The sequence below is a fragment of the Christensenella sp. MSJ-20 genome, from assembly GCF_044357945.1.
Taxonomy (GTDB): Bacteria; Bacillota; Clostridia; order Christensenellales; family QAND01; genus QAND01.
In genome coordinates, this window is record NZ_CP076563.1 from 124,765 (window position 1) to 150,935 (window position 26,171).

Genomic DNA, 26,171 nt, shown 5'->3' on the forward strand with positions numbered 1-26,171 from the left:
TTTTATTGATAAACATTAAAAATATAGCTTTATTCGTTAAATATTGTAACGGGTGTAGTCCGCGAAATTTGGGGTGGCAGCATTGGTCTTTGATTGCAGCACTTTGGATGGAGGCGGAGGATTGGAGGGAAGAAGGGATAGCCGTAAAATACAACCGACCGGGATGAACCTTCTTTGTAGATACGGTACCGAGAGCACATCGGATATTCATTTGGAACCCAATCACATGATGGCGAATGGGCGGGAACGGGCGCATCATCAGACGGCGTCAACGCTGGTCTATGGGGAGCCAGATGAAAAAAGGGAGTGATAGGGGACTTTGGCAGGATCTTTACCGGAACTTTTTTGGATCAAGAAAAATTGATGGGAAACCATATTGCCTTATAATCCGCCGGATGCTAGAATGTTGCTACAATATCTAGTGAAATACTCTTAGAGAAACACAAAATATATGGTATACCATGGAGGAGGACAAGCAGTTGAAACTATCGGAGAATGCCATTAAAGTGCTGGAACGGCGCTATTTTGCAAAGGATGAGGATGGCACCCTTTTGGAAAACGCGGAGGGGATGTTCCGTCGGGTAGCCAGGAGCATTGCCCAGGCGGATTTGAACTTTGATCCCAATGCCGATGTGAAGGCGCTGGAGGATGCCTTTTACAACCGCATGGTGAATCTGGAGTTCATGCCCAACTCTCCTACTCTGATGAACGCTGGCCGGCCCATGGGCCAGCTTTCCGCCTGCTTTGTGCTTCCGGTGGAGGATTCCATGGAGGGAATCTTTGACGCGGTGAAAAACGCGGCGCTCATCCATAAGAGCGGTGGCGGCACCGGGTTCTCCTTTTCCCGGATCCGTCCGGCAGGTGCCAGCGTACGGTCCACCGGCGGTGTGGCCAGCGGCCCCATCAGCTTTATGAAGGTTTTCAACACCGCCACCGAGGCGGTGAAGCAGGGGGGAACCCGCCGGGGCGCCAATATGGGCATCCTGCGGGTGGACCATCCCAATATTTTGGACTTTATCACCTGTAAGAAGAATCCCGAAGAGATCACCAATTTCAATATCTCCGTGGGCCTTACCGAGGCCTTTATGCGGGCGGTGGAAGCTGGCGAGGAATATGAGCTCATTGATCCCGCCCACGGCGACGTGGTGGGCACCCTCAACGCCAAGATGGTGTTTGACCTCATCGTGGATATGGCTTGGACCAACGGCGAGCCCGGCATCATCTTCCTGGACCGGCTCAACGAGGATAACCCCGTGCCGCAGCTGGGCCAGGTGGAAAGCACCAATCCCTGTGGCGAACAGCCCCTTTTGCCCTATGAAAGCTGCAACCTGGGCAGCATCAACCTAAACGCCGTTATGACGGAACAGAACGGCAAGTATGCCCTGGATTTTGACAAGCTGGGTCAGGTGGTGGACGATGCGGTCCATTTCCTGGACAACGTCATTGAGGTAAACAACTACCCCCTCCCCGAGATTGAGGAGATGACCAAAAAAACCCGGAAGATCGGCCTTGGTATCATGGGCTTTGCGGAGCTGCTGTATAAGCTGAAGATTCCCTACGACTCCGATCAAGCCATTGAGACCGCCGAGATCGTCATGAAGTTTATCGATGACCGGAGCAAGGAGGCCAGCCGGAAGCTGGCTGAGGTGCGAGGAGCTTTTCCGGCTTTTGCTGGCAGCGTATATGACGGCGGTCCGGCCATGCGCAACGCCACCACCACCACCATCGCGCCTACGGGCACCATCAGCATCATCTGTGGAGCCAGCAGCGGAATCGAGCCTTTGTTTGCCCTGGCCTTTGTCCGAAACGTCATGGACAACGACGCGCTGCCCGAGGTGAACCCCTATTTTGAGGAGGTGGCCCGGGAAGAGGGATTCTATTCTCCCCAGGTTATGCGGGATATCGCCGCCCATGGCTCCGTCCGGGGAGTGGACGGGGTGCCGGAGGAGTACCAGCGCATTTTTGCCACCGCCCACGATGTTTCCCCTGAATATCACATCCGCATGCAGGCTGCTTTCCAGAAGTATGTGGATAACGCCGTCAGCAAGACCGTAAACTTCAGCCATGACGCTACCCGGGAGGACGTCCGGGAGGCTTATATGCTGGCCTTTTCCCTGGGCTGCAAGGGCGTGACCATCTATCGGGATGGCAGCCGGGACAGCCAGGTGCTGAACATTGGCACCTCCTTGGACAAGGCGCCGGAAGCTCCGGCGGCGCCGGTGAAGATCGTGCCCCGGCCCCGGCCCGATGTGACCCAGGGCTATACTGAAAAGGTGAAGATGGGCTGTGGAAATCTGTACATCACCGTCAACTACGATGACAAGGGCATTTGCGAGGTGTTTACCAATCTGGGCCGGGCCGGCGGTTGCCCCTCCCAGAGCGAGGCCACCAGCCGCCTGGTGTCCACCGCTCTTAGAAGCGGTATGGATGTGCCCACCATTGTGGAGCAGCTGAAGGGCATTCGCTGCCATTCCACCATGCGGCAGAAGGGGCTGAAGGTGCTGTCCTGTCCTGATGCCATCGGCCGGGCTATTGAGAAGGTATATAAGATGATCCAGGGCCAGGAGGCCATCCGGCCCACCGTGGATTTTGATGCCGACGATGAAAGCCGGGAGTGCACCGGCAACTGCCAAGTATGCCCCAGCCGGAGTTCCTGCGGCGACGCCCAGGTGGACAGCCCCTGTCCCGAGTGCGGAAGCCCTATGGAGCACGAGGGCGGCTGCGTCATCTGCCGGGCCTGTGGATACAGTAAGTGCGGCTGATAACCCATTGGAACATCCTTGCACCGTTTGCGTCTAATTGTTAGAATTAGACGCAAACTTTTTTGGTGATGAGATGAAAGATGAATTTCTTGAACAACTGAATGCCTATGCCGATGGGGAGCTGTCGGAAAAGGATCGACAGCGGGTGGAGGAACATTTGGCCGCCTGTCCGGAATGCCGGGCCGCCTATGAGGAGATTTTGGAGCTGAAAGCGCTGATGGGCGAGGCGAAGACCCCGCAGGGGTTATCGGCTCGGTGGCGTCAGGCGGCGGCGCGATCCCAGGAGCGAAAGGCACGCGGCCGCCGGATGGTGCGCACCGTGGCCTCCTTGGCGGCTGTGGCCTGTGTTGGAATCCTCTGTTTTCGGGCGATGCCCTGGTGGAGCGGAGATCAACCGACGGATCAACCTGCTTCCCCAGCTCTGGAAGCACGGGAGGAGACCGAAGGGGGCTCCACGGATGCCGTCAGCCGAGCAGCCGAACAGGAGAGCATGCTGCAGGATAGCGCCGAAGAGAAGAACGCGCTGTCTGCGCTCCAGAAGCAGGATGGGGCGGTTCTTGCCATGGAGGAGGACGACGCCATGGATATGGTGGCGGATCTTGGTTTAAAAAAAGCCACCAGAGAGGATAATGTGCTTTCCCTTTCCCTCTCCCAGGAGGAGGGGCAACGGGTACTGGCCTGGCTTAATGACCGGGGATATCACCTTGGCTGCCAAGGGCCGCCGTTGCATCTTACCATTACGCTACAATAGGCCGATTTCCACGCCCTTGGAGTAAAATCCGAGGGCGCTTTTTTGTGGCTTTCTGTGGCTTTTCCAGAAAACGCCCTGGGGCGGCTTTGGGACCGTAGGACCCCTTTCGGAATTTGGACGGAAAAACCATCCTATTTCTGGGAAAAAACTTTGTAATTGAGGACATAGTCTGCTAAAATGTAAAAGTAACTGTCGGGAGCAGTAAACGGAAAACAACTTTTGATTTTCATATACCATAACAATGGCAAGGGGGACTACTATGAAGAACTACAACGCCCAATCCCTCCGCAATGTGGCCATCGTCGGCCATGGCAGCGAGGGGAAGACCACGCTGACGGAAGCCATTATGTTCAACGCCGGGCTCATCGACCGGATGGGTAAGGTGGAGGACGGAAACACCGTCTCCGACTACGATGCCGAGGAGATCCGCAGGGGCATTTCTATTTCTGCCTCGTTGGCGCCCGTTGAGCACAAGGACGTGAAAATCAACTTCATCGACGCACCTGGGTATTTTGACTTCGTCGGTGAGATGGTGCAGGCTATGCATCTGGCCGATAGTGCCCTCATCGTCGTAGGAGCCATGAGCGGCATTGCCGTGGGCACCGAGAAGGCCTGGGATATGTGCGAGAAAAAGGGCATGCCTCGGATGATCTTCGTCAACCAGATGGATCGCGAGCATGCCGATTATCAGAAGGTATTCCATGAATTAAAGGAGAAATACGGTACCCATGTGGCGCCCATTGCCTGCCCCATTCTAGAGGGGGGCAAGATCACCGGCTATGTGGACATCGTCTCCATGAAGGCTTACCGGATCAACGGAAAGGCCTATGCTGAGACCGAAATCCCCGGCGACCTGGCGGACTTCATCGAGGAGTGCCGGGAGGCTTTGGTGGAAGCCGCTGCTGAGACCGATGACGCCCTTTTGGAGAAGTTCTTTGGAGGAGAGGAGCTCAGCGAGGAGGAGATCATCTCCGGTCTCCGTACCGGTATCAATCAGGGACAGGTGGCCCCCATGCTGGGCGGTGCCGCTGCACCCAATCTTCTGATTGCTCCCCTGGTGGATGCCATCGTAAAGTTCCTGCCCTCGCCCGCCGATCGGCCGGCGGTGACGGTAACGGACGTAAAATCCGGTGAGGAGATCGCCCTTTCCTGCGACGAATCCGCGCCTTTTGCCGCCCAGGTCATCAAGACTGTGGCCGATCCTTTTGTGGGGAAACTCTCCATTTTCCGGGTATATTCCGGCTCCCTTAAGGGCGGAAGCTCCTTCCTGAACGTCAGCCGGGATAAGACCGAGAAGGTTGGATCCATTTCCTCCATGCGGGGCAAAAAGCAGGTTGAGATGGATCGCATCATCGCTGGGGATATCGGCGCCATCGCCAAGCTCCAGAATACCGGCACCGGAGATTCCATCTGCGATCCCGCCCGGCCGGTACGGTTTGCGGATATGGAGTTCCCGGCCCCCTGCATCTCCATGGCGGTCAACGTCATGAAGGAAGGGGAGGAGGATAAGGTCTTCGGCGGTCTGGTCCGTCTGGAGGAGGAAGATCCTACCTTTGAGCTGGAGAAAACCACCGATACCATTGAAACCTTGATCAAGGGAATGGGCGAGCTCCATCTTGAGGTGATCATCAAGAAGCTGGAGAATAAGTTTGGCGTCAGCGCTAAGTTGAGCGAGCCCAAGGTGGCCTATCGGGAAACCATCCGCAAGGCCGTTAAGGCGGAGGGCCGTCATAAAAAGCAGTCGGGCGGACACGGCCAGTTTGGCCACTGCTGGATTGAGTTTGAGCCCCTTTACGATGGCCAGGACTTTGAGTTTGTGGATAAAGTCGTGGGCGGCGTGGTACCCCGTCAGTTTATTCCCGCGGTGGAAAAGGGCTTGCGGGAGAACCTGAGCCGGGGCGTGCTGGCCGGATATCCCATTGTGGGGATCCGCGCTACCCTTTACGACGGTTCCTATCATGCGGTGGACAGCTCGGAAATGGCCTTTAAAACGGCTGCCCGCCTGGCTCTGCGCAAGGGCTGCTCTGAGGCGAACCCGGTGCTGCTGGAGCCCATCTATAAGGTCAACGTCCAGATCCCCGATGAGTACATGGGGGATATCATCGGCGATATGAACCGCCGCCGGGGTCGGATCATGGGAATGAATCCTCTGGAAGGCGGCTTGCAAGAGGTAATGGCCGAGGTTCCCCAGGCGGAGATGTTCCGCTACGCCACCGACCTGCGCAGCATGACCCAGGCCCGCGGTACCTTCGATATGACCTTCGAGCGGTATGAAGAGGTTCCCAGCAACATTGCCCAGAAGATCATCGAAAACGCCAAGATTGAGGAGGACGAGGACTAACCCTCCTCTCAACAGGACAGCAAGTAAAAAGCTGCAACGCTGTTGCAGCTTTTTCCATGGAGTGAATGAAATGTATCGTATTACCGTTCCGGCCAGCAGCGCAAACCTAGGTCCCGGCTTCGATTGCATGGGAGTAGCGCTGACCCTTTATAACACCGTGACCCTGGCGCCTAGCCCGGCTCTATCCATCCGTGTAACGGGGGAGAGCGCGACCCGCATTGCCCGCAATCAGCGGAACCTGGTCTATGCTACCTATGCCCGGACCATGGAGTGGTGGGGGCTGGAGCCCCAGCCCATCCGCCTTGTGCAGGAAAACCGCGTTCCCAGTACCCGAGGTTTGGGCAGCAGTTCCACCGCCATCGTGGCCGGGATTCTATCGGCCTATGCCATGGCGGGGCGGGAGGTGGACCGGGAGGAAGCGCTAAGCTTGGCCACCCTGGCGGAAGGCCATCCCGATAACGTGGCTCCCGCTATCTTGGGAGGATTTACGGTATCCTTCTTTGACGGGGCCAACACCTATAGCATCCGGCAGGATGTGCCGTCTGAGGTGGTGTTTGTGGCGCTGGTTCCGGATTTTGAGCTATCCACTCGCAAGGCGCGGGAGGTACTCCCCAAAGAGGTATCCCAGGCGGACGCGGTCTTTAACCTGTCTCGGGGGGCATACCTGTCCGCCGCCATGATGGCGGGGGATGTGAAGAAAGCCGCCGCAGCGATGGAGGATCGTCTCCATCAAAACCAGCGCAGTGTGTTGATCCCCGGTTACGGGATCATCGCGGATGCAGCCCGATCGGCGGGAGCCATGGCGGTCTATCTTTCGGGCGCTGGCCCTACCATGATGGCTTTGGTGGAGGGGGAAAGGGTGAAGGGATTCACCGTCCAGATGCGGAGCGCCTTGGAACAGCTATCCAACCACTGGAGGATCTTGCCTCTATCGGTTTGCAACGGAGGAGCGCGGCTGGAGCGGATCTAACGATTATTTTGTTGTGACCTGATCAATCAGGACGGGGAGTCCCTGCCCTTTCTTGAAGGATGTGACGCCGATGAGTCGGCCAATTGGACAGAAGAACAGAAATGGGCACGCTTCCTCCCGTAAAAACCACAGTCAACGCGCCGGGAAAAAGAGGACGCGACGCCGTCCCACCGCACGGACATGGTGGTTTTTCGTGTCGCTGGTACTCGTAGTGGCATGTATCCTTGTGGTCCATCGCGCCATGTTCGGATGGGAGGCACGGCGGCTGCTCCATGTTCCCTATTTGGATCAATCCCTGGAATACCCCACCGGCTGTGAATCCGTTACCACCGTCATGGCCCTGCGCTATGCGGGGGTGGACATCACCGTGGATGAATTCATTCAGAACTACCTGTCCCAGGAGGATCTGGTGACGGAAAATGGCGTTACCTACGGCCCTGACCCCAACGATGCGTTTGTGGGAAGTCCCTATGAGCCAGATGGATTTGGTTGCTATGCCCGTACCATCGCTGTGGCATGCCGGGATATCGTTATAGAGCGTAATCTTACGGATTTTTATGTGGACAATGAGACGGGAAGCGATTTGCAGAAGCTGGTGATCCGGTATGTGGATCGGGATATCCCGGTGATCCTTTGGGCCAGTATGGAAATGAAGGGCGTCCATCCCGGAAAGCAATGGGTGATCCGGGAAACAGGGGAGACTTTCACCTGGAAGGCGGGAGAACACTGTCTTTTGCTGGTGGGTTACGACGACCTATACTACTACTTTAACGATCCCCGCAAAAACAGCGGCACGGTACGGTATCCAAAGGAGCTGGTGGAAACCTGCTATGGGGAAATGGGCAAACAGGCCGTGGTGGTTCGCAAGGAAGAAAGCGAGACGTGGTGGGAGGAAAAGTTGATGCAGTAGAAGGCAGCTTCCCTCCATAGCATAGGGTAAAAATGGTACGCAAATATGGAAAGAGCGCCACGAAATATGGCGCTCTTTTGTGGTTTTTTTGGAATCTTTGTGGACTTGGCCTGCCTGATCTGGGTTTATGGTAAACTGATAAAAAACGAAAAAGGTTGTGATCATATGGAGCGGTCCCGGCAAGAGGGCCAGGTACGGAGCCGCCAGGGGCGCTCTCGAACCAGGCGGGCAGGCTGGCACTGGGTGGTGGTATGCGCCATTCTTCCTGCTATCTGTTTGATGCATGATTATTTGTTTGGGTGGAGCAACGGGCGGCTGTTGGATGTACCCTATGTGGATCAATCCCTATTATATCCCACCGGCTGTGAGTCCGCCAGCGCCGTCATGGTATTGCGGTATACTGGAGTGGACATCTCCATGGATACCTTTATCGACCGCTATCTGCCCCGGGAGGACCTGGTTCAGGTGGGGGATACCCTCTATGGCCCCGATCCCTATGCGGCTTTTGCCGGAGACCCCCGGGATCCTGGCGGGATAGGATGTTACGCTCCGGCCATCGTCACAGCCTGTGAGAGGCTGATCCTGGAGCGCGGGGAGGCGATGCAGGTGGTGGACCTCACCGGGACGGGGCTTCGGACGCTGATCCGGGACTATATTGACCATGATATGCCGGTGATGATCTGGGCCAGTATGGGGATGAACGGCATCCGTCCTGGCAAACAGTGGGTGGTTCGGGACACCGGTGAAACCGTGACCTGGACAGCGGGGGAGCACTGCCTGGTCTTGGTTGGATATGACAAGGACTATTACTATTTTAACGATCCCCAGGATGGAAACGGCGTAGTGCGGTATCCCAAGGGTCAGGTGGAGGCCTGCTATGCGGAGATGGGACGGCAGGCGGTAGCCGTCTGCAAGTGGGAGGACTTGGAGGATTGGAGTACGGAGGAATGGGAAGCGGAGGAGGAACGGCGCGTGCGTTATAAGATGGAAACGGAGATGGGTACCCCTTGGGGATAGAAAAAAGCCCGCGGTCATTCGCGGGCTTTTGATGTTTTGGCGGAAATGAAGCCGGGACAAAAGGCTACTCACAGGGCTCCCAGAACCATCGGGCTTCATCCAAATAGAGCCAGATGGATCGGCCATGCACCAAACAGGTATAGCGTATGCCCCGCCCTCCCGACTTGAGGCTGGCGGCCGGCCGTACATCGGTAACTCGGTCCACTCGGAGCCGCCGATCTTGGATGTTGAGAAAGAGCGGGATAATCTCCCCGGCGGTGTTGAAGCAGGCGATGACGTCGATATATTCCGGCATGCTACATCACCCCTTTAAAGAAACTGGTGGGATGGACGGTATTGTCCTCAATGGGGCTGATGTTGAGGGAGGGGTCCATCAGCAATACACCCCGGGCGACGCAACTCTGCCCAAAACGCTGGCGTAGGCTGTCTATACAATGGTCCAGCCGCTCCTGGCGTTCCAGTCGGGGGGAGGAGAAGGTGGCCTGGCGTCCGCTGGATAAAAAGGAGAGATCGGCCACCCGTACGCCGATGGCTCGAAGGGGCGTGCTACAGCTCCAATTTTGTTCCACCAGCTCCATTGCGAGGTCGGCGATGGGAGAGCAGGCGCAGGTGGGTTCCATCAGAGATGCCTGGCGCTCTATGACACAGAGGCCTGTGTCCTTTAGGGAAATCTGTACCAGCTTGCCTACCATGGATTTTTGCCGCAGCCGCTGGGCTACGCTGTCGGACAGCATGTAGACTACCTGCCGGGCGTCCTCCATGGTGGCGATATCCCTGGGAGTGGTGGTGCTGTTGCCCACGCTCTTGGCGGCATCCACCGCGCCGTCCAGGTGTACGGGGGAATCGTCCAGCCCCATGGCGAAGGCGTAGATGGTGACGCCCCATTTGCCCAATACCGACTGCAGAAAGGCGGGGCCCGCCTGGGCGATTTCCCCAATGGTGCGGATACCCACCCGCAGAAGCTTTTTCTCCGTGACTGGGCCTACATAGAGAAGTTCCCGGCAGGGAAGCGGCCAGATGATCTCCTGGAACCGCTCCCGGGGAATGGGGGTAACGGCATCGGGTTTTTGTAGGTCGCTGCCCAGTTTGGCGAAGATTTTATTAAAGGAAACTCCGATGGAAAGGGTAATGCCCAGCTCCTCACTGACGGTACGACGAATTTCCTGGGCCTTTTGAACCCCTTCCGCAAAGGAGGAGACCCCATGGGTAAGGTCGATCCAGCTTTCGTCGATGCTGAAGGGCTGGATTCGGTCGCTATATCGGCGATAGACGTCGTTCACCAGCCGGGAAAATTTCTGATAGAGGGCCATGTTCGGCCGGATGGTAATTAGCTTGGGGCATTTGTCCATGGCCTGGTAGATGACTTCCCCTGTCTTTACCCCGAAGCTCCGGGCGATCTGGTTTTTAGCCAGTACAATGCCGTGGCGCTGGTCGGTATCGCCGCAGACTGCCACCGGAAATTCCCGGAGCTCCGGGTGGTAGAGGCACTCCACCGAGGCGTAGAAATTGTTGAGGTCGCAGTGCAGAATCACCCGGTCCATAAAACTCACTCCAATAATAAGAACATTTGTTCGTATTTAGTATATCCAGGAAGGACGAAAAAGTAAAGGGGAATGGGGGTGGATTCGGAAGAAAAAATAGTTGTAAAAAAATGAAAAAAGGGCTTGCATTTGGGAAAAAACTGCATATAATATAGATAAAAGTCAAAGAAAGTCAAAGTTAAAGACAGGAGTGGTCAGGATGTCACAGCTAAGCGATACCATCGAGCGGTTCATCATGGAGCTGATGGCCGAGGACGGGGAAGCGGAGCTCCAGCGGAACAAGCTGGCCTCTCAATTCCAATGCGCGCCCTCTCAGATCAACTATGTGATCTCTACCCGGTTTACCTCCCAGCAGGGGTATGTGGTGGAGAGCCGGCGGGGCGGGGGCGGCTATATCCGCATCATTCGGCTGGACGATAGCGATCGGGATCTGATGGCCATGCTAAAGGAGCAAATTGGGGACCGGCTCTCCAAACGGAACGGGACCTTGATCATCCGGCGGCTGCTGGAGAACGGGGCCGTGAGCCCGGAAACCGCCCGGGCCATGGATGCCGCTCTCCTGGATGACAACTTCCCGGGAATTCCCGGGGAGGAACGGGATAGAATAAGAGCGAGGACCTTCCAACACATGGTACTTGCCATCATAGGAAATCAGGGGTGAACGAGATGATCTGTGAACGTTGTAAACAAAAGGAAGCCACCGTCCATATGGCGCAGATGGTCAACGGCGATTATAAGGAGATCCACGTATGCGCCGACTGCGCCCAGAGCCTAGGGGCCTATATGTCCCCCTTCTCCCTCTCGGATATGTTTCAGTCCCTTTCGGGAATTCGGACGGATCGGGGGCAGACCTGCCCCACCTGTGGGATGTCTTACGGGGAGTTTAAGCGCACTGGGATGCTGGGCTGCGCCGATTGCTATAAGGCGTTTTCAGCGGAGCTGATGCCCATGATTTCCGCCATCCACGGCAGTACCGCCCACGTGGGGCGCACCGCTCCGGCGGAGGGTGCTCCAGCTACCCAGCCGGTGGATGAGCTGACCAGCCTTAGGGGAGAGCTGGAAAAAGCCATCCGAGAGGAGCGGTATGAGTATGCCGCTCAGCTGCGGGATAAGATCAAGGAACTAGAAGGGAGGGAGAAGGATGCGTAATGATGAATACCTGGCCGTCTCCTCCAGGGCACGGCTGGCACGGAACCTCTTTGGCATTCCCTTTTCCCGGAAGATGTCGGGCTATGATGAGGAAAAGGTATTGAACCAGGTTCGGGAGGCTCTCTCTGGAACGGATTTTACCCTCTATGCCATGAAGGATCTGGATCCCGACCAGAAGCGGGCGCTGATGGAGAAACACCTTATCAGCCCCGACCTGATGAAGAATCGGCAGGGGGCCGCTATGATCTCCCGGGATGAGCGGATCTCGGTGATGATCGGCGAGGAGGATCACCTTAGGATCCAGAGCTTTTCCGATGGGCTCAGCGTGGAGAAAGCCCTGTCCACCGCCCTTCAGATGGATGAGCTTTTAGGGAAGAAGCTGTCCTATGCCCAGGATCGTCTTTTAGGATACCTCACCGCTTGTCCCACCAATGTGGGCACGGGGCTCCGGGTCAGCGTCATGCTGCATCTGCCCGCCCTTACCATGACGGGACGGATGCGGGAACTGCAGCAGGAGCTCTCCAAGCACGGCATTGCTGTTCGGGGAATGTACGGGGAGGGCAGCGCGGCCTTGGGTCAATTATACCAGCTATCCAACAGCGTTACCCTGGGTATCACCGAGGAGAACATTGCCAAGCAGGTGAAGGAAACCGCTTTGTGGATTATGGAGCGGGAGGAGGAGACCCGAGCTGCCCTGATGCGCTCATCGGGACTGGCCCTTTCGGACCGCATGGGCCGGGCCTACGGCATCCTGCGGTATGCCCGCCGCTTGTCCTATGAGGAATTTATGGGACTGTGGAGCGATTGCATGATGGGGGCCGAGGAACAAGGGCTTTCCGCCCGCGGGATGAAAGAAATTTTGAACGCCGGCCAGCCCTCCCAACTCAACCTGGGGGACTGGAACCAGGAAATGCCGGTGGACGCCAGACGTGCGGAGGCCGTCCGCAATCTATTGGTCTCCATGGAACAGGAAAAACAGAAGTAAGAGGTGAAAGGATATGGAATACGAACGGTTTACCGAGGGCGCCCAGAAAGCTCTTGCGATTGCCCAGGAAGAGGCAAAGAAGCTGGGACATAACTATGTGGGTACGGAGCATGTGCTGCTGGGCCTGGCAAAGGCGGAGGAAGGGGTTACCGCAAAGGTATTTCGCGAAAACGACATCACCCCGGAACGGGTTCAGGATCTGGTCTATCGGCTGGTGGGCCAGGGGGACGGGGTATTTACCCAGGCGTTTGACTATACCCCCCGCACCAAGCGGGTGCTACAGATGAGCGTGGCCTTGGCCCGTTCTCTGGGCCATAGCTATGTGGGGTCGGAGCACATTTTGCTGGCCATCCTGAGGGAGTCAGACGGCATCGCCGCCCGGCTGCTCATGGAGATGGGAGTGAACCTCAACACCATGAATGTACAGATCCTGCAGAACATCGCCCCTACCGCGGGCGGCGCGCCGCAAGGAGAGGCGGGCACCCCTGGCGGCGAGGAGTTTAAGGTTCTAAAGGACTATGGCAAGGATTTCACCCAGATGGCTCGGGAGGGGGCTTTGGATCCCGTCATCGGCCGGGAAAACGAGGTGGAGCGGATCATCCAGATTCTAAGCCGCCGTACCAAGAACAATCCCGTTTTGATCGGCGAACCCGGTGTGGGGAAAAGCGCTGTGGTGGAGGGGTTGGCCCAACGCATCGTAGCGGGCAACATCCCTGAAAGCCTGAAAAACAAGCGGATCATCTCTCTGGATCTGGCCGGCATGCTGGCCGGTGCCAAGTACCGGGGTGAGTTTGAGGAACGCCTTAAGGCCGTCATGGAGGAGGCCACCCGCGCCGGTAACGTGATCCTGTTCATCGATGAGCTGCACAACATCATCGGCGCCGGCTCCGCCGAAGGGGCCATGGACGCCGCCAATATCCTGAAGCCCGCTTTGGCTCGTGGGGAGATGCAATGCATCGGCGCCACCACCTTTGATGAATACCGCAAGCACATTGAGAAGGACGCCGCCCTCCAGCGCCGGTTCCAGCCGGTGACGGTGGGAGAGCCCAGCCGGGAGGAGGCCATCGAGATTCTAAAGGGGATCCGGGACCGGTACGAAGCCCATCATAAGGTAAAGATTCAGGACGACGCCATCGTGGCGGCGGTAGAGCTGTCCGACCGGTATATCACCGATCGTTTTCTGCCCGATAAAGCCATCGACCTGATGGACGAGGCGGCTGCAAAGGTTCGTATCGACGCCTATACCGCTCCCTTGGATATGAAGGAGTTGGAACAGAAGCTGGAATCCATCCGCAAGGAGAAGGAGGAGGCTGTCGTTGGCCAGAACTTTGAAAAAGCCGCCCAGATGCGGGATCAGGAACAGGAACTGAACCGAGAGATGGAGGAGAAGAAAAAGGCCTGGCAGGAGGCGCAGGACAGCCGGGAGCTGGTGGTCACCGAGGAGGAGATCGCCAGTACCGTAGCGGCCTGGACCGGCATCCCGGTGAAAAAGCTCACCGAGGACGAGAGCCAGCGGCTTTTGAATCTGGAGAAGATTCTCCATGAGCGGGTCATCGGTCAAGAGGAGGCCGTAGTGGCGGTATCCCGCGCCATCCGGCGTGCCCGGGCGGGGCTGAAGGAGCCCAATCGTCCCATCGGCAGCTTTATCTTCCTGGGCCCCACAGGCGTGGGCAAGACCGAATTGAGCCGTGCCCTGGCCGAGGCTATGTTCGGAGATGAAAACGCCATGGTGCGCTTGGATATGAGCGAATACATGGAGAAGCACTCCGTCAGCCGGATGATCGGGTCTCCTCCGGGCTATGTGGGCTATGACGAGGGCGGCCAGCTCACCGAGGCGGTTCGCCGTCGGCCTTACAGCGTGGTGCTGTTTGATGAGATTGAAAAGGCCCACCCGGATGTGTTCAACACCCTTCTGCAGATTCTGGAGGATGGCCGGCTTACCGATGGCAAGGGGCGTACGGTGGATTTCCGGAATACCATCATCATTATGACCAGCAACGTGGGCGCTCACTCCATCGGCCGCAACCGCACCATGGGCTTCGGCGCCAACAACGACGCCAAATCCGTGGCTGACTATGACGCCATGAAGGAAAACGTCATGGAGGAATTAAAGCGCACCTTCCGTCCGGAGTTCCTAAACCGGATCGACGATATCATCGTGTTCCATAGCCTTACCGAGGAGGACATCAAGTCCATCGCTGGACTGATGCTGAACAGCCTTGGCAAGCGGCTTCGGGAGCGGAATGTGGAACTCAAATTCGACGATGCCGCCGTGGCCTATTTCGTCAAGGAGGGGTATGATCCCACCTACGGCGCCCGGCCCCTGCGGCGTGCCATCCAGCAGAAGCTGGAGGACCGCCTCAGCGAGGAACTGCTGGCGGGCCATATTTCCCTGGGCGATATAGTGGAGGTATCCGCAGAGGATGGAGAGCTTACGGTGAAGAGAGCCGGAAGGATTCAGGAGGAGGCTCCAGCCTCTGAGGAATAACGACGCCAAAGGCCGGTACAAATTGTACCGGCCTTTTTTATTGGGATTTTCACCTCTGGGGAATTGGACAAGCCCAAAATGAACGGATCACATGCCCAAACGCTGCCTTAGATGGGGAAGCTGTATTGAATTTTCTTGGCAAAGCTGCTTTTTATCGCCGAATATCTGTTATATAATAAAAATAAAAGGGGTGCGGCCATGGAATCCACCAGAAAACAACAGCATACCACCTGCCTTGTGGGCGGGGAGCGGGTGGCAAAGGACCATTCCATCATCGTCTTCCGGGGTGGATTGGACGAATTGTCCGCACTGGCGCAGCTCATCGCGATAAAGTACCCCGATGGCAGCGTCCCAGCCGTTTGCGCGCGGGAGGTGGCTCGCCGGTGTGATGGCATCTTTGCTGCTGAATACAGCGGAACGCCTCTAGACAAGAGCCCATATCCCTTGATTGAGAAGCCCCATGCCATGTCCCATGACCCCATGACGTACTTTGGCGTTCCCCACTTTTTCGGGGCTCGGCTCGCCGATGAGCCCCTTTGCTGGCTGAATCTCCTGCGAACCAAAGTCCGGCAGGCGGAACGGCAGGCAGTGGCGGCCTTCGGGGAAAAGCGGGCAGATCTTGTGGAGGAATTGAATCTTTTAAGCAGCTATGTATACTGCTGTATGTGCCGGTACCGGGCGGAGACGGAGGCCCGGCCGTGAGGTTTGGCGTATCCACCGCTTGCCTGTTTCTCCGGGAGTATACCGAGGACGCCCTTGCCGTACTCAGCCGCATGGGAGTTTTGCGGGTTGAGATCTTCTTGGAAGGGGAGTATGAATACGCGCCGGAGTACGTTCGAGGCCTGCGAAGCATCCTGGACAACCATGGAATGGCCTGCGCGGGGGTTCATGCTCTGCCCACCCAGTTTGAGCCGCAGCTCTTTTCCCGGCATGATCGGCTGTGCCGATCGGCAGAGGAGATATATTGCAGGGTGTTGGAGGCGGCCCGTGTTCTGGGCGCCGGATGCTATGTGATGCACGGAATCGTAAAAGCCCGGCGGGGAAGCCGAATCAATTATGAAGCGGCGGGAAAACGGCTTGGAGACCTGGGCCGGATGGCGGCGGATCATGGGGTGCTTTTAGCCCTGGAAAACGTTCATTGGTGTATGCTGTCCGATCCCTGCGCTCTAGAGGCCCTGGATCCTTATGTGGATGGCGTAACCTTGGGCTATACTCTGGATGTCAAGCAGGCGGTACAATCGGGGTATACGCCGTGGACGTATCTGGAACGGATGGGGAAGAAGCTCCGGCATGTCCATATATGCGGAACCCGGGTTCGGAAAGATGGATCCATCGCCACCTGTATGCCGGAGGAGCAGCCTGGACTCATGGAGGAGCTGCTATCCCGGCTCTGTGCTCAGGAATATGACGGCGATGTGGTTTTGGAAGTTTACAATCAGGACTATGGGGATTACAATGATCTAGCTCGGAGCTGTCGAACTTTGGCGGCCATGGTCGAGCGAAATAAATGATGATATCAATAAAAAGGCAGTACAGGAGGTACGCATATGCGCAAAGAAAAGATTCGTCTGGATTACAACAACATGCTGTCCCAGCGCATCGGGGATAAGGGAATCACCCCCGAGGAGCTTGCGGCGTTTGACGGGGAGCTGGCCGCTGCCGCTCAGCGGATGGCCGAGAAGAAAGCCAATATGGGCTTCCGCAGCCTACCCACCCGCGCTCCTGAGGTAACTGCGGATATCCTTGCTACCGCCAAGAACATCCAGGCGGAGTTCGATACCTTCGTGGTACTGGGCATCGGCGGCAGCGCTCTGGGCCCCCTGTGCGTTCAGACTGCCCTCAACCATCTGCGGTACAATGAGCTGACCCCTGAGGGCCGGAAGTATCCCCGCATCTATGTGGAGGATAACGTGGATCCCGAGCGGATGCTGGCGCTTCTTGACGTGCTGGATCTAAACAAGACCTGTTTCAACGTCATCAGTAAATCCGGTACCACCAGCGAGACCATGAGCCAGTTTATGGTGATTGCCGACGCTCTCAAAAAGGCGGGTGCCGACATCGGCAAGCATGTGGTCATCACAACCGACCAGGAAAAAGGCAACCTTTTGAAGATCGCCCGGCAGTACGGCAACAAGACCTTTGTGATCCCCAACGACATCGGCGGGCGGTTCAGCGAGCTGACCCCCGTGGGCCTGTTGGCCGCGGCGGTGGCCGGTATCGATATCGAAGCCCTTCTGGCCGGCGCTGCCTATATGGAGGAACTGTGCCAGGGTACCGACTATAAGACCAATATGGCCTATATGGACGGCGCGCTCCAGTACATCGCCTATAAAAAGGGCGCCAACGTTTCCGTCATGATGCCCTATGCCGACTCTCTCAAATACTTCGCCGATTGGTATGCGCAGCTGTGGGCGGAGTCCCTGGGCCGTAACAACGGCTACGGCAAGGGAATCAACGTAGGGCAAACCCCCGTCAAAGCTCTGGGCGTTACCGATCAGCATTCCCAGATTCAGCTCTATGTGGAAGGCCCCTATGATAAGGTCATCACCGTCATCGGCGTAGACGACTATCGGGGCGACGTGGTGATTCCCAACTCCTTCCCGGAGATTGAGGATATCGCCTTCCTGGCGGGCCACACCATGGGCGAATTGACCAAAACCGAGCAGTTTGCCACCTGCTATGCTCTCAACCGGGCGGGCCGGATGAATAAGACCATCACCCTGCCGGAGGTCAACGAGTTTACCCTGGGCCAGCTGCTGCAGCTGTTCCTCATCGAGACCGCCTACTTTGGCGAGCTGTGCGGGGTATATCCCTTTGACCAGCCCGGCGTTGAGGAAGGAAAGAACGCCACCTACGCCCTCTTTGGCCGCAAGGGCTATGAGGCCAAACGGGAGGAAATGGAAAATGCTCCCAAAGCCGATGACGCTTACATCCTGTAAAGCGGTTTGAATCTTAAAATACAATCGTAAAAAAGCGGCGGTATGGCTATACCGCCGCTTTTTTGTTGTGCGATGCTGCCGGCGTGGGGCATGATAACAAAGGCCCATATCGCCTAAAAACGGTATTCTAGTAAAACAAAACGCCCTCCCTTGGAAGGCGTTTTTTGCTGTGGACCTAAAGGACGCTTTTGTTCCGTAACGATCGTAAGATAGCCATTCGGGGTTTGTGCTTGGCGTCTCTCTGAGGGATGGGCTGTATGCCTCCGCTCTGCAGAAAACGGTCCACTCGGCCCATGAGCCAATATCCCAGGATGGAAAAGAGCAACAAAGCCATAGCCAGCAGGATATCCCTCATATCCGCCACCTTCTTTCTATCCTTAGAATAGGCGCTTTTTTACAAAGAGGGCATTATGAACGGGAGCGCGCTGCAAAGATTTCATTAAGGGACTGGGCTATATTTATACAATCTTAATGTTCTAGAATGGATTTTGATATTCTCTTAACTGGATGTTCCGTATAGTGAGGTTAATTGAGTATGCCAGAACGGGAGGATGAATGGTGAACCAAATCATTGGGCGGCTGCGCCGTATGTCCCCCATGAAGATCATTTTTCTGGGGTACTGTGTCATCGTTCTCATGGGGACGCTGTTGCTTTCCCTGCCGGCGGCTACCCGAACGGGGCAGCCATCATCGTTTTCCGACGCCTTTTTTACCGCTACCTCTGCCACCTGTGTGACCGGCCTGGTCCGGTTTGACACCTATCTCCATTGGTCCCCCTTTGGGCAGGGGGTCATTTTGTCGTTGATTCAGATTGGCGGGATGGGATTCATGACCTACGCCATCGCCCTCATTGCTCTCATGCGGCGAAAGATAGGACTGGGCACTCGAGTGGTGATGCAAAACTCTATCGCGGCGCCCCATGTAGGGGGAATTGTGCGGATGACCCGATTTATTCTCCTTGGCAGTCTTCTGGTGGAGGGGATCGGGGCGCTGCTGCTGGGATTTTATTTCTGCCCCCGGATCGGTCTGTGGCAAGGGATCTGGTTTGCCGTGTTTCACAGCGTGTCGGCGTTCTGCAACGCAGGGTTTGATTTGATGGGCGATGTCACTGGGCCGTACAGTTCGCTGACCGGCTTTGTGGGCAACTGGTATGTTACAGGCATCATCATGGCGCTGATTGTCATCGGCGGACTGGGCTTTTTTGTCTGGAAGGACCTCCTGGATACCCGGTTTCGGTTTTCCAGGATGCGTCTCCACACCAAGATGGTCCTATCCGTCACCCTGCTGCTCATCCTGATAGGGGCTCTGGGGATCTTTTTGATGGAGCAGGAGAGCGAGGCCTTTGCGGGTAAAACCCTGTCGGAGCAGGCGGCTGGAGCCCTGTTTCAGTCGGTAACCGCCAGAACAGCGGGGTTCAATACCCTGAACCTATCCGCTATGACCCAGTCCAGCCAGTTTTTGCTGATCTGCCTGATGATGATCGGCGGATCTCCCGGATCTACGGCGGGCGGTATCAAAACCACAACCTTTGGCGTAATGGTGATGACCATCTTTTCCATCTTTCGGAAACGAAAAAACATGGAGGCCTTTGGCCGCCGGATGGAGGACGGGGTGGCTCGGTCGGCAAGCTGCGTCTTTATGATGTATCTTACCCTCTCCTTGGTGGCGGCCATGGTGATCTCCCGGGTGGAGGGATTGCCGCTTTTGTCGGCCCTGTTTGAATGCGCCTCCGCCATCGGTACGGTGGGGTTATCCTTTGGCATTACTCCAACGCTTGGGATGCTCTCTAAAGCGCTGCTGGCGGGGCTGATGCTCTTTGGCCGGGTGGGATCCATCACCATCCTCTTGGCCTTTGCCTCCGAGAAAAACCAAGCGGCCAGTAAACTGCCCTTGGAAAAGATTCAGATTGGATAACGGAAGGGGAATGTTGCAATGAAAAATGTGCTTATCATCGGCCTGGGCCGGTTTGGACGCCATATGGCCCAACAGCTCATCGAGGATGGGAACCGGGTCCTGGCGGTGGAAAAGGACGAAGAGCGTGCGGATTCCGCCATCGATATCCTTCAGGATATCCAAATTGGGGACGCTACCAACGAGCATTTTGTACAGTCTCTGGGCGTCAATAATTTTGATCTGTGCGTGGTGGCTATCGGAGATAACTTCCAGCGGGCCCTGGAGATCACGGTGCTGTTAAAGGATCTGGGTGCCAAATACGTTCTGGCTCGGGCATGCCGGGATGTCCACAAAAAGCTGCTGCTGCGCAACGGCGCGGATCACGTGGTCTATGCCGAACGGGAAATGGCGGAACGCCTGGCCATTAAATACGGCAGTAAGAACATCTTTGATTATATCGAATTGACGCCGGAATATGCCATCTATGAAATTGCCGTTCCCGCCTCCTGGATCGGGAAAAGCATCCTGGAAAAGGGGATCCGCACCCGGTATGGCATCAGCATTCTGGCCACCAAAAAGGGGAGCAAGATCTTCCCGCAGCCTCATCCTGACCATATCTTTTCGGCGGATGAAACCCTGATGGTGATGGGAAACCGCCAGGACATCAAGGCCATCACCCGCTGACGGACGCCAGCAAATAGGGAAGCATGAAGGGGAAAAGTCTGAAGGGAATACCTTTAGACTTTTTTTATACCGTCAGAAGCTCCTCTAACGCCATTTTTAACTGGTCTCTGGCATTCTTGTTCCGAAGGAGGGATGCGGCATGCAGGTGATTACTGCCGTCATCGGTCTGGTAGGCGTGGCACTTCTGGCCTACTATTTTGTAATTCTAATGCGGGGTGATAGGCAATGACCCAAGCAATCTTACAGTATGGCATGTACCTGGTCATTCTAGTGCTGTTGGCCATTCCATTGGGCAGGTATATGGGGAAAGTCATGAATGGGGAACGGGTATTTCTTTCCTGCGCACTGGTCCCCTGTGAGCGGTTCATCTACCGGGTAATGCATGTCCGTGTGGATGAGGAGATGAGTTGGAAGAAGTACGCTGCAAGCGTGCTGCTATTCAGCCTAACGGGATTTATCGTCCTATTTTTGATTCAGGTGCTCCAGGGAGTGCTGCCCGGCAATCCACAGGGGATCGAAGGAATGTCCTGGCACCTTTCCTTCAATACGGCTTCCAGCTTTGTGACCAACACCAACTGGCAGGCGTACAGCGGAGAAGCCCAGGCCAGCTACCTGACCCAGGCTCTGGGGCTGACGGTTCAGAACTTCGTTTCTGCGGCCACCGGCATTGCGGTGTTGTTTGCGCTCATCCGGGGCTTCATTCGGGTTAAGACCCAGGGGTTGGGCAGCTTCTGGGTGGATATGACCCGGATTATCCTTTATGTGTTGATCCCGCTTTGCCTGGTCATCTCCGTTTGTCTGGCTTCTCAGGGGGTTTCCCAGAACCTGCGGCCTGCCGATCAAGTGGATCTTCTGGAGCCCGTGGCGGTGGACGCTGAGGGCAACATTCTGGAGGGCGCTGTGGTGGACGCCGATACCGGTACCGTGACCCTGAACGATCAGGTGGTTGCGGATGCGGAGATTGTGACCCAGCAAATCGTGCCTCTAGGGCCAGCGGCCAGCCAGATTGCCATCAAGCAGGCCGGCACCAACGGCGGCGGCTATTATGGCGTCAACTCCGCCCATCCCCTGGAGAATCCCAACGCCTTTACCAACCTGTTGGAGATGATCTCCCTTCTGCTGATTCCCGCAGCCCTCTGCTTTACCTTTGGAAGAAATATCAAGGATAAACGACAGGGCAGGGCCATCTTCATCGCCATGATGATCGTGCTGGTGATCGCCCTTGCGGTGGTGGCTTTCTGCGAACAGGTCGGCACGCCCCAGTTACAGCAGGGCGGTGCTGTGGATCTCACTGTGATGAACCAGCCCGGCGGCAATATGGAGGGCAAGGAAGCGCGGTTTGGCATTGCCACCAGCTCTACCTGGGCGGTATACACTACCGCGGCAAGCAACGGTTCCGTCAACTCCATGCATGATAGCTATACGCCCCTGGGCGGAATGGTCCCCATGCTGCTGATGCAGTTGGGCGAGGTAATCTTCGGCGGCACCGGCTGCGGACTCTATGGAATGCTGGGCTTTGCTATCCTAACGGTGTTCATCGCCGGACTGATGGTAGGCCGTACTCCCGAATATCTTGGCAAGAAGATTGAGCCCTATGAGATGAAATGGGCGGTGCTGGTCTGCTTGACTACCCCCATCGCCATTCTGGTGGGCAGCGGCATTGCGGCGCTGGTCCCCGAGGTGGCAGACAGCCTCAATAACGCCGGTGCCCATGGATTCTCGGAGATGCTGTACGCCTACTCCTCCGCTGGCGGCAACAACGGTTCCGCTTTTGCGGGGTTCAATGCCAACACGGTGTTCCTCAATGTGAGCCTGGGGATCGTAATGCTGTTCGTCCGGTTTATTCCGGTCATTGGGACCCTTGCCATTGCGGGTAGCCTGGCAAAGAAAAAGAAGATCGCTACCACAGCGGGAACCCTCTCTACCTGCAACGCGATGTTTGTATTCCTATTAATCATGGTGGTTTTGCTGGTGGGTGCTCTCAGCTTCTTCCCGGCTCTGTCGCTAGGGCCCATCGCTGAGCATCTGGGCATGCTGTAACCACTAGGAGGCTGATCGATATGTCCAACACGAAAAAAACTGCCTTAGCCGATCGAAAGATGGTGGCGCGGGCCATCAAGGATTCTTTTGTCAAACTGGATCCGCGGATCCAAGTGAAAAACCCGGTGATGCTGCTGGTATACATCGCCGCCATCCTCACTACCGTCCTTTGGGCAATTGCCCTCTTTGGAATTCGGGACGTGATGGCGGGTTATACCCTAGCCATTGCCATCATCCTCTGGTTTACGGTTCTGTTCGCAAACTTTGCCGAGGCCATCGCCGAAGGGCGGGGCAAGGCGCAAGCCGATGCCCTTCGAGCTGCCAGAAAGGATGTGGAGGCCCATGTAATCCCCTCGGTTGAGGAGAAAGAGCGGGTTACCCTAGTCCCCTCGGCCTCCCTGCAAAAGGGCGACATCATCATCGTCCAGGCCGGGGAGCAGATCCCCGCCGATGGGGAGGTCATCGAGGGCGCGGCATCGGTGGACGAAAGCGCCATCACCGGGGAATCTGCCCCGGTAATCCGGGAGAGCGGCGGCGATAGAAGCGCCGTTACCGGCGGCACCATCGTCATTTCGGATTATCTTGTGATCCGGGTTACCAGCCAGGAGGGCGAAAGCTTTCTGGATCAGATGATCGCCATGGTAGAGGGGGCATCAAGAAAGAAAACCCCCAATGAGCTGGCCTTACAGATTTTGTTGGTGGCGTTGTCCATTATTTTCCTCCTGGTAACCCTGGCCCTTTACGGTTACTCCCTGTTTTCCGCAAACCAGGCGGGAATTGCCAACCCCACCTCCATCACCACCCTGGTGGCCCTTCTGGTCTGCCTGGCGCCCACTACCATTGGCGCTCTGCTGTCCGCCATCGGCATCGCCGGCATGAGCCGTTTGAACCAGGCCAATGTCCTGGCCATGAGCGGCCGGGCCATCGAGGCGGCAGGGGATGTGGATATCCTAATGCTGGATAAGACTGGCACCATCACCTTGGGCAACCGCCAGGCCTGTGCCTTTATTCCAGTGGATGGAACCAGCGAGATGGAATTGGCCGACGCCGCCCAGCTGTCCTCCTTGGCGGATGAAACGCCGGAAGGCCGCAGTGTGGTGGTTCTTGCCAAAGAACAGTTTGGCATCCGGGGCCGCAGCCTGTCGGATCAGAATATGACCTTCATTCCCTTTACTGCCACCACCCGCATGAGCGGTGTGGACTTTGGCGGGGACGAGATCAGAAAGGGCGCCGCTGACGCGGTTCGGGCCTATGTGGAAGCCAAGGGCGGCGTTTACAGCGAGGCCTGCGACAAGGCCGTTACCGCCATCGCCAACCAGGGCGGGACGCCCTTAGTGGTGGCCAAGAACAACCGCATCTTAGGGGTAATTCACCTCAAGGATATCATCAAGCAGGGCGTAAAGGAGAAGTTCAGCGATCTTAGGAAGATGGGCATCAAAACCATTATGATCACCGGGGATAACCCCATCACCGCCGCCGCCATTGCCGCCGAAGCCGGGGTGGACGACTTCCTGGCAGAGGCAACCCCCGAGGGGAAACTGGCCTTGATCCGGGAATATCAGAAGCAGGGCCACCTGGTGGCCATGACCGGCGACGGTACCAACGATGCTCCTGCCCTTGCCCAGGCCGATGTGGCCGTGGCCATGAATTCCGGCACGCAGGCCGCAAAAGAGGCGGGCAACATGGTGGACTTGGATTCCTCGCCCACCAAGCTCATCGACATCGTCCGTATCGGAAAACAGCTGTTGATGACCCGGGGAAGTCTGACTACCTTCAGCATCGCCAACGATGTGGCCAAGTATTTTGCCATCATTCCTGCCCTGTTTCTGGGCCTGTATCCAGGATTGGCTGCCCTTAACGTCATGGGGCTGCACAGCCCGCAGAGCGCGGTACTGTCGGCCATCATCTACAACGCGCTGATCATTATCGCCTTGATTCCTCTGGCGCTCCGAGGGGTAAAATACCGGGAGGTGTCGGCAGGGAAGCTGCTGTCCCGCAACCTTCTGGTTTACGGACTGGGCGGCATCGTAGCTCCCTTTCTCTGCATCAAGATCATCGATATGATCCTGGTAGCGCTGGCTTTGGTATAAAAGGAGGAGATTCCCGTGAAAACCACCACAAAGATTATGAAACTGCTGCCCCGGTCCGCCCTGTTCCTCTTGATCTTTATCCTGATCTGCGGGGTGCTGTACACCGGCGTAGTAACCGGCATTGCACAGGTATTCTTCCCCGATAAGGCCAACGGCAGCATCATCGAGGTGGATGGAAAGAAATACGGCAGCGAGCTGCTGGCACAGCAGTATACCGATGATGCCCATATGTGGGGCCGGATTATGAAGCTGGATGTAAGCACCTATACCGATGAGGAGGGGAATAGGCTCCTATACTCCGCCCCCAGCAACCTGTCTCCTGCCAGCCCGGAATATGAGGCTTTGGTAGCGGAACGGGTGGAAAAGATCAAAGCGGCTCATCCCGAAAAGAAGGATACCCCCATCCCGGTGGACCTGGTGACCGGATCGGGCAGCGGCCTGGATCCCCACATCTCGTTGGCGGCGGCGGAATACCAGGTGGAACGCCTGGCTCGGGAGAATGGAATCACCGAGGACGCTGTCCGAGAGATCATCGAGCGCTGTACTCAGCACCGCTTCCTAGGTATCTTTGGAGAGGAGACCGTCAACGTGCTAAAGGTGAACCTGATGCTGGACGGTATCCTATAAGGAGGAAACATCCATGGAGACAAAAATCACGGTATGGAGTGGAAAGGCCCAGATTTCCGGCCTTAGTGAGCCGGCGTGCGCCGACGGGCAGCTTCTGGTTATGGTCCACGGGCTAAGTCAGGAGCTGTCCGAAAATCCCGCCATCTACACCGGCGACGATCACACCCTTTGGATCTATTTTCCCCATTCCTGCTTTGTCTGCGATGATCTCATGGAGGATTATGGAATCCCCGGCGCGCTGATTCTTCGGGAGTTCCCCTTTTCCTTCCGAGGTAATACCGAGGCTCTGGAACCGGGGGAGATCATTTGTAGTTTGGAGAAAGACCGGCTGCGGATGGAGCTGAAAAACGTATCCGGCCGGGAATTTCAAGAGCTATGCGATCTTTGTCTTTGGGTAAAGCTGGATTCTTCTGAGCATTGCCGGGAGCTGGAGGATATGCTGCGGCAGATGGACTGGCGAAATGAGTTTGCCGCTCTCACGCGGACGCGATATGTGGAGCGGGTCATGGGCCCGCTTCCCCAGCTACACGCGGATACCCATTTCCGGTTCCTCCCTCTTTCCCCGGAGGTTCATCTGGGGGACTGCGTTTCCAATCTATCGGTAGAGCGGCAGAAGGAGCTTTGGATGGTGTTCTTCCAGGATGGCATCAGCCCGGTGGAGTTCACCTATATGGCGGATATTCTGGCGGAGGGAACGCCTTTTCCCATGTTCTCTTGGGAGCTATCCTTGCGCCTGGCCCTCCATGAAGCCGGTATCCGTGTGGAATATCCGAATCACGGGGGATTCCAGGTTTGGGATGGAGCGGGAAAACGGCGGCTATTCAATTACGAGAACGGAACCGCCGCTGAAAGGCTTTTCTTAAAACTCCTGTTCCCAGCCCCGGCGGGGCAGGTCTGATCTTTATACAATCTTAATGGAAATCGGGCTTTCCCAGATATGTTTCTAATGACCGCCATGGTATAAAATAAAAAGAAAGAACCTGC

Annotated in this window: 21 protein-coding genes; 19 read left to right on the plus strand and 2 right to left on the minus strand. The window is 56.5% G+C overall.

Annotated elements, in window-relative coordinates; genetic code table 11:
• The first annotated feature begins 479 nt into the window (after positions 1-479).
• From KP626_RS00560 to KP626_RS00585, 6 genes are all read left to right on the plus strand, one after another.
• On the plus strand, positions 480-2,762 hold the full coding sequence (locus tag KP626_RS00560) for a vitamin B12-dependent ribonucleotide reductase (RefSeq protein WP_395977314.1): 2,283 nt from the start codon (positions 480-482) through the stop codon (positions 2,760-2,762).
• Positions 2,763-2,835: 73 nt separating this feature from the next.
• Positions 2,836-3,513 carry an anti-sigma factor family protein gene (locus tag KP626_RS00565; RefSeq protein WP_395977316.1) on the plus strand — a complete coding sequence of 226 codons (678 nt, stop codon included), beginning with the start codon at positions 2,836-2,838 and terminating at the stop codon, positions 3,511-3,513.
• A 259-nt stretch (positions 3,514-3,772) separates the two neighbouring features.
• Positions 3,773-5,854 carry an elongation factor G gene (fusA, locus tag KP626_RS00570; RefSeq protein ID WP_395977318.1) on the plus strand — a complete coding sequence of 694 codons (2,082 nt, stop codon included), beginning with the start codon at positions 3,773-3,775 and terminating at the stop codon, positions 5,852-5,854.
• Positions 5,855-5,924: 70 nt separating this feature from the next.
• Positions 5,925-6,824 carry a homoserine kinase gene (thrB, locus tag KP626_RS00575; RefSeq protein WP_395977320.1) on the plus strand — a complete coding sequence of 300 codons (900 nt, stop codon included), beginning with the start codon at positions 5,925-5,927 and terminating at the stop codon, positions 6,822-6,824.
• A 193-nt stretch (positions 6,825-7,017) separates the two neighbouring features.
• Positions 7,018-7,734, plus strand: a complete 717-nt coding sequence (locus KP626_RS00580; RefSeq protein WP_395977322.1) for a C39 family peptidase — start codon at positions 7,018-7,020, stop codon at positions 7,732-7,734.
• Positions 7,735-7,899: 165 nt separating this feature from the next.
• Positions 7,900-8,751 carry a C39 family peptidase gene (locus KP626_RS00585; protein WP_395977324.1) on the plus strand — a complete coding sequence of 284 codons (852 nt, stop codon included), beginning with the start codon at positions 7,900-7,902 and terminating at the stop codon, positions 8,749-8,751.
• Positions 8,752-8,815: 64 nt separating this feature from the next.
• Here the strand turns inward: KP626_RS00585 and KP626_RS00590 are convergent, their stop codons facing one another.
• Complete coding sequence (locus KP626_RS00590) at positions 8,816-9,046, minus strand: hypothetical protein (protein ID WP_395977326.1); 231 nt, start codon at positions 9,044-9,046, stop codon at positions 8,816-8,818.
• 1 nt (position 9,047) lies between these two features.
• Positions 9,048-10,292 carry a DNA polymerase IV gene (locus KP626_RS00595; RefSeq protein WP_395977328.1) on the minus strand — a complete coding sequence of 415 codons (1,245 nt, stop codon included), beginning with the start codon at positions 10,290-10,292 and terminating at the stop codon, positions 9,048-9,050.
• Positions 10,293-10,491: 199 nt separating this feature from the next.
• On the opposite strand from KP626_RS00595, the gene KP626_RS00600 reads away from it, so the two are divergent.
• From KP626_RS00600 to KP626_RS00660, 13 genes are all read left to right on the plus strand, one after another.
• The gene (locus tag KP626_RS00600) at positions 10,492-10,953 is read left to right on the plus strand and encodes a CtsR family transcriptional regulator (RefSeq protein WP_395977330.1); all 462 of its coding nucleotides are present in this window, start codon (positions 10,492-10,494) and stop codon (positions 10,951-10,953) included.
• Positions 10,954-10,958: 5 nt separating this feature from the next.
• On the plus strand, positions 10,959-11,441 hold the full coding sequence (locus tag KP626_RS00605) for a UvrB/UvrC motif-containing protein (protein WP_395977332.1): 483 nt from the start codon (positions 10,959-10,961) through the stop codon (positions 11,439-11,441).
• On the plus strand, positions 11,434-12,426 hold the full coding sequence (locus KP626_RS00610; RefSeq protein WP_395977334.1) for an ATP--guanido phosphotransferase: 993 nt from the start codon (positions 11,434-11,436) through the stop codon (positions 12,424-12,426). Before KP626_RS00605 ends, KP626_RS00610 begins: the two co-directional genes overlap by 8 nt.
• A 13-nt stretch (positions 12,427-12,439) precedes the next feature.
• Positions 12,440-14,914 (plus strand): ATP-dependent Clp protease ATP-binding subunit, encoded by a 2,475-nt coding sequence (locus tag KP626_RS00615; RefSeq protein WP_395977336.1) that lies wholly within the window; start codon positions 12,440-12,442, stop codon positions 14,912-14,914.
• Positions 14,915-15,112: 198 nt separating this feature from the next.
• Positions 15,113-15,616: a hypothetical protein gene (locus KP626_RS00620; RefSeq protein WP_395977338.1), complete on the plus strand. Its 504-nt coding sequence runs from the start codon at positions 15,113-15,115 to the stop codon at positions 15,614-15,616.
• Positions 15,613-16,425: a sugar phosphate isomerase/epimerase family protein gene (locus tag KP626_RS00625; RefSeq protein WP_395977340.1), complete on the plus strand. Its 813-nt coding sequence runs from the start codon at positions 15,613-15,615 to the stop codon at positions 16,423-16,425. The genes KP626_RS00620 and KP626_RS00625 overlap by 4 nt, the downstream gene beginning before the upstream one ends.
• 36 nt (positions 16,426-16,461) lie before the next feature.
• Complete coding sequence (locus KP626_RS00630) at positions 16,462-17,853, plus strand: glucose-6-phosphate isomerase (RefSeq protein ID WP_395977342.1); 1,392 nt, start codon at positions 16,462-16,464, stop codon at positions 17,851-17,853.
• A 555-nt stretch (positions 17,854-18,408) separates the two neighbouring features.
• Entirely contained in the window at positions 18,409-19,767 is a 1,359-nt protein-coding gene (locus KP626_RS00635; RefSeq protein WP_395977344.1) for a TrkH family potassium uptake protein, read from the plus strand.
• A gap of 18 nt (positions 19,768-19,785) precedes the next feature.
• Positions 19,786-20,430 (plus strand): potassium channel family protein, encoded by a 645-nt coding sequence (locus KP626_RS00640; RefSeq protein ID WP_395977346.1) that lies wholly within the window; start codon positions 19,786-19,788, stop codon positions 20,428-20,430.
• 225 nt (positions 20,431-20,655) lie between these two features.
• Positions 20,656-22,470, plus strand: a complete 1,815-nt coding sequence (kdpA, locus tag KP626_RS00645; protein ID WP_395977348.1) for a potassium-transporting ATPase subunit KdpA — start codon at positions 20,656-20,658, stop codon at positions 22,468-22,470.
• Between the two features lie 20 nt (positions 22,471-22,490).
• Positions 22,491-24,560, plus strand: a complete 2,070-nt coding sequence (gene kdpB / locus KP626_RS00650) for a potassium-transporting ATPase subunit KdpB (protein ID WP_395977350.1) — start codon at positions 22,491-22,493, stop codon at positions 24,558-24,560.
• Positions 24,561-24,596: 36 nt separating this feature from the next.
• Positions 24,597-25,187 (plus strand): potassium-transporting ATPase subunit KdpC, encoded by a 591-nt coding sequence (kdpC, locus tag KP626_RS00655; protein WP_395978901.1) that lies wholly within the window; start codon positions 24,597-24,599, stop codon positions 25,185-25,187.
• Positions 25,188-25,200: 13 nt separating this feature from the next.
• Positions 25,201-26,085 (plus strand): hypothetical protein, encoded by an 885-nt coding sequence (locus KP626_RS00660; protein ID WP_395977352.1) that lies wholly within the window; start codon positions 25,201-25,203, stop codon positions 26,083-26,085.
• The last annotated feature ends 86 nt before the right edge of the window (positions 26,086-26,171 follow it).

Excerpts from the sequence above, each read along its gene's own strand:
- KP626_RS00565 (WP_395977316.1), top strand. The coding sequence starts at position 2,836 with ATGAAAGATGAATTTCTTGAACAACTGAATGCCTATGCCGATGGGGAG.
- fusA (WP_395977318.1), top strand. The coding sequence starts at position 3,773 with ATGAAGAACTACAACGCCCAATCCCTCCGCAATGTGGCCATCGTCGGC.
- thrB (WP_395977320.1), top strand. The coding sequence starts at position 5,925 with ATGTATCGTATTACCGTTCCGGCCAGCAGCGCAAACCTAGGTCCCGGC.
- KP626_RS00585 (WP_395977324.1), top strand. The coding sequence starts at position 7,900 with ATGGAGCGGTCCCGGCAAGAGGGCCAGGTACGGAGCCGCCAGGGGCGC.
- KP626_RS00590 (WP_395977326.1), bottom strand. The coding sequence starts at position 9,046 with ATGCCGGAATATATCGACGTCATCGCCTGCTTCAACACCGCCGGGGAG.
- KP626_RS00595 (WP_395977328.1), bottom strand. The coding sequence starts at position 10,292 with ATGGACCGGGTGATTCTGCACTGCGACCTCAACAATTTCTACGCCTCG.
- KP626_RS00600 (WP_395977330.1), top strand. The coding sequence starts at position 10,492 with ATGTCACAGCTAAGCGATACCATCGAGCGGTTCATCATGGAGCTGATG.
- KP626_RS00605 (WP_395977332.1), top strand. The coding sequence starts at position 10,959 with ATGATCTGTGAACGTTGTAAACAAAAGGAAGCCACCGTCCATATGGCG.
- KP626_RS00610 (WP_395977334.1), top strand. The coding sequence starts at position 11,434 with ATGCGTAATGATGAATACCTGGCCGTCTCCTCCAGGGCACGGCTGGCA.
- KP626_RS00615 (WP_395977336.1), top strand. The coding sequence starts at position 12,440 with ATGGAATACGAACGGTTTACCGAGGGCGCCCAGAAAGCTCTTGCGATT.
- KP626_RS00620 (WP_395977338.1), top strand. The coding sequence starts at position 15,113 with ATGGAATCCACCAGAAAACAACAGCATACCACCTGCCTTGTGGGCGGG.
- KP626_RS00630 (WP_395977342.1), top strand. The coding sequence starts at position 16,462 with ATGCGCAAAGAAAAGATTCGTCTGGATTACAACAACATGCTGTCCCAG.
- KP626_RS00635 (WP_395977344.1), top strand. The coding sequence starts at position 18,409 with ATGGTGAACCAAATCATTGGGCGGCTGCGCCGTATGTCCCCCATGAAG.
- KP626_RS00640 (WP_395977346.1), top strand. The coding sequence starts at position 19,786 with ATGAAAAATGTGCTTATCATCGGCCTGGGCCGGTTTGGACGCCATATG.
- kdpA (WP_395977348.1), top strand. The coding sequence starts at position 20,656 with ATGACCCAAGCAATCTTACAGTATGGCATGTACCTGGTCATTCTAGTG.
- kdpB (WP_395977350.1), top strand. The coding sequence starts at position 22,491 with ATGTCCAACACGAAAAAAACTGCCTTAGCCGATCGAAAGATGGTGGCG.
- kdpC (WP_395978901.1), top strand. The coding sequence starts at position 24,597 with ATGAAACTGCTGCCCCGGTCCGCCCTGTTCCTCTTGATCTTTATCCTG.
- KP626_RS00660 (WP_395977352.1), top strand. The coding sequence starts at position 25,201 with ATGGAGACAAAAATCACGGTATGGAGTGGAAAGGCCCAGATTTCCGGC.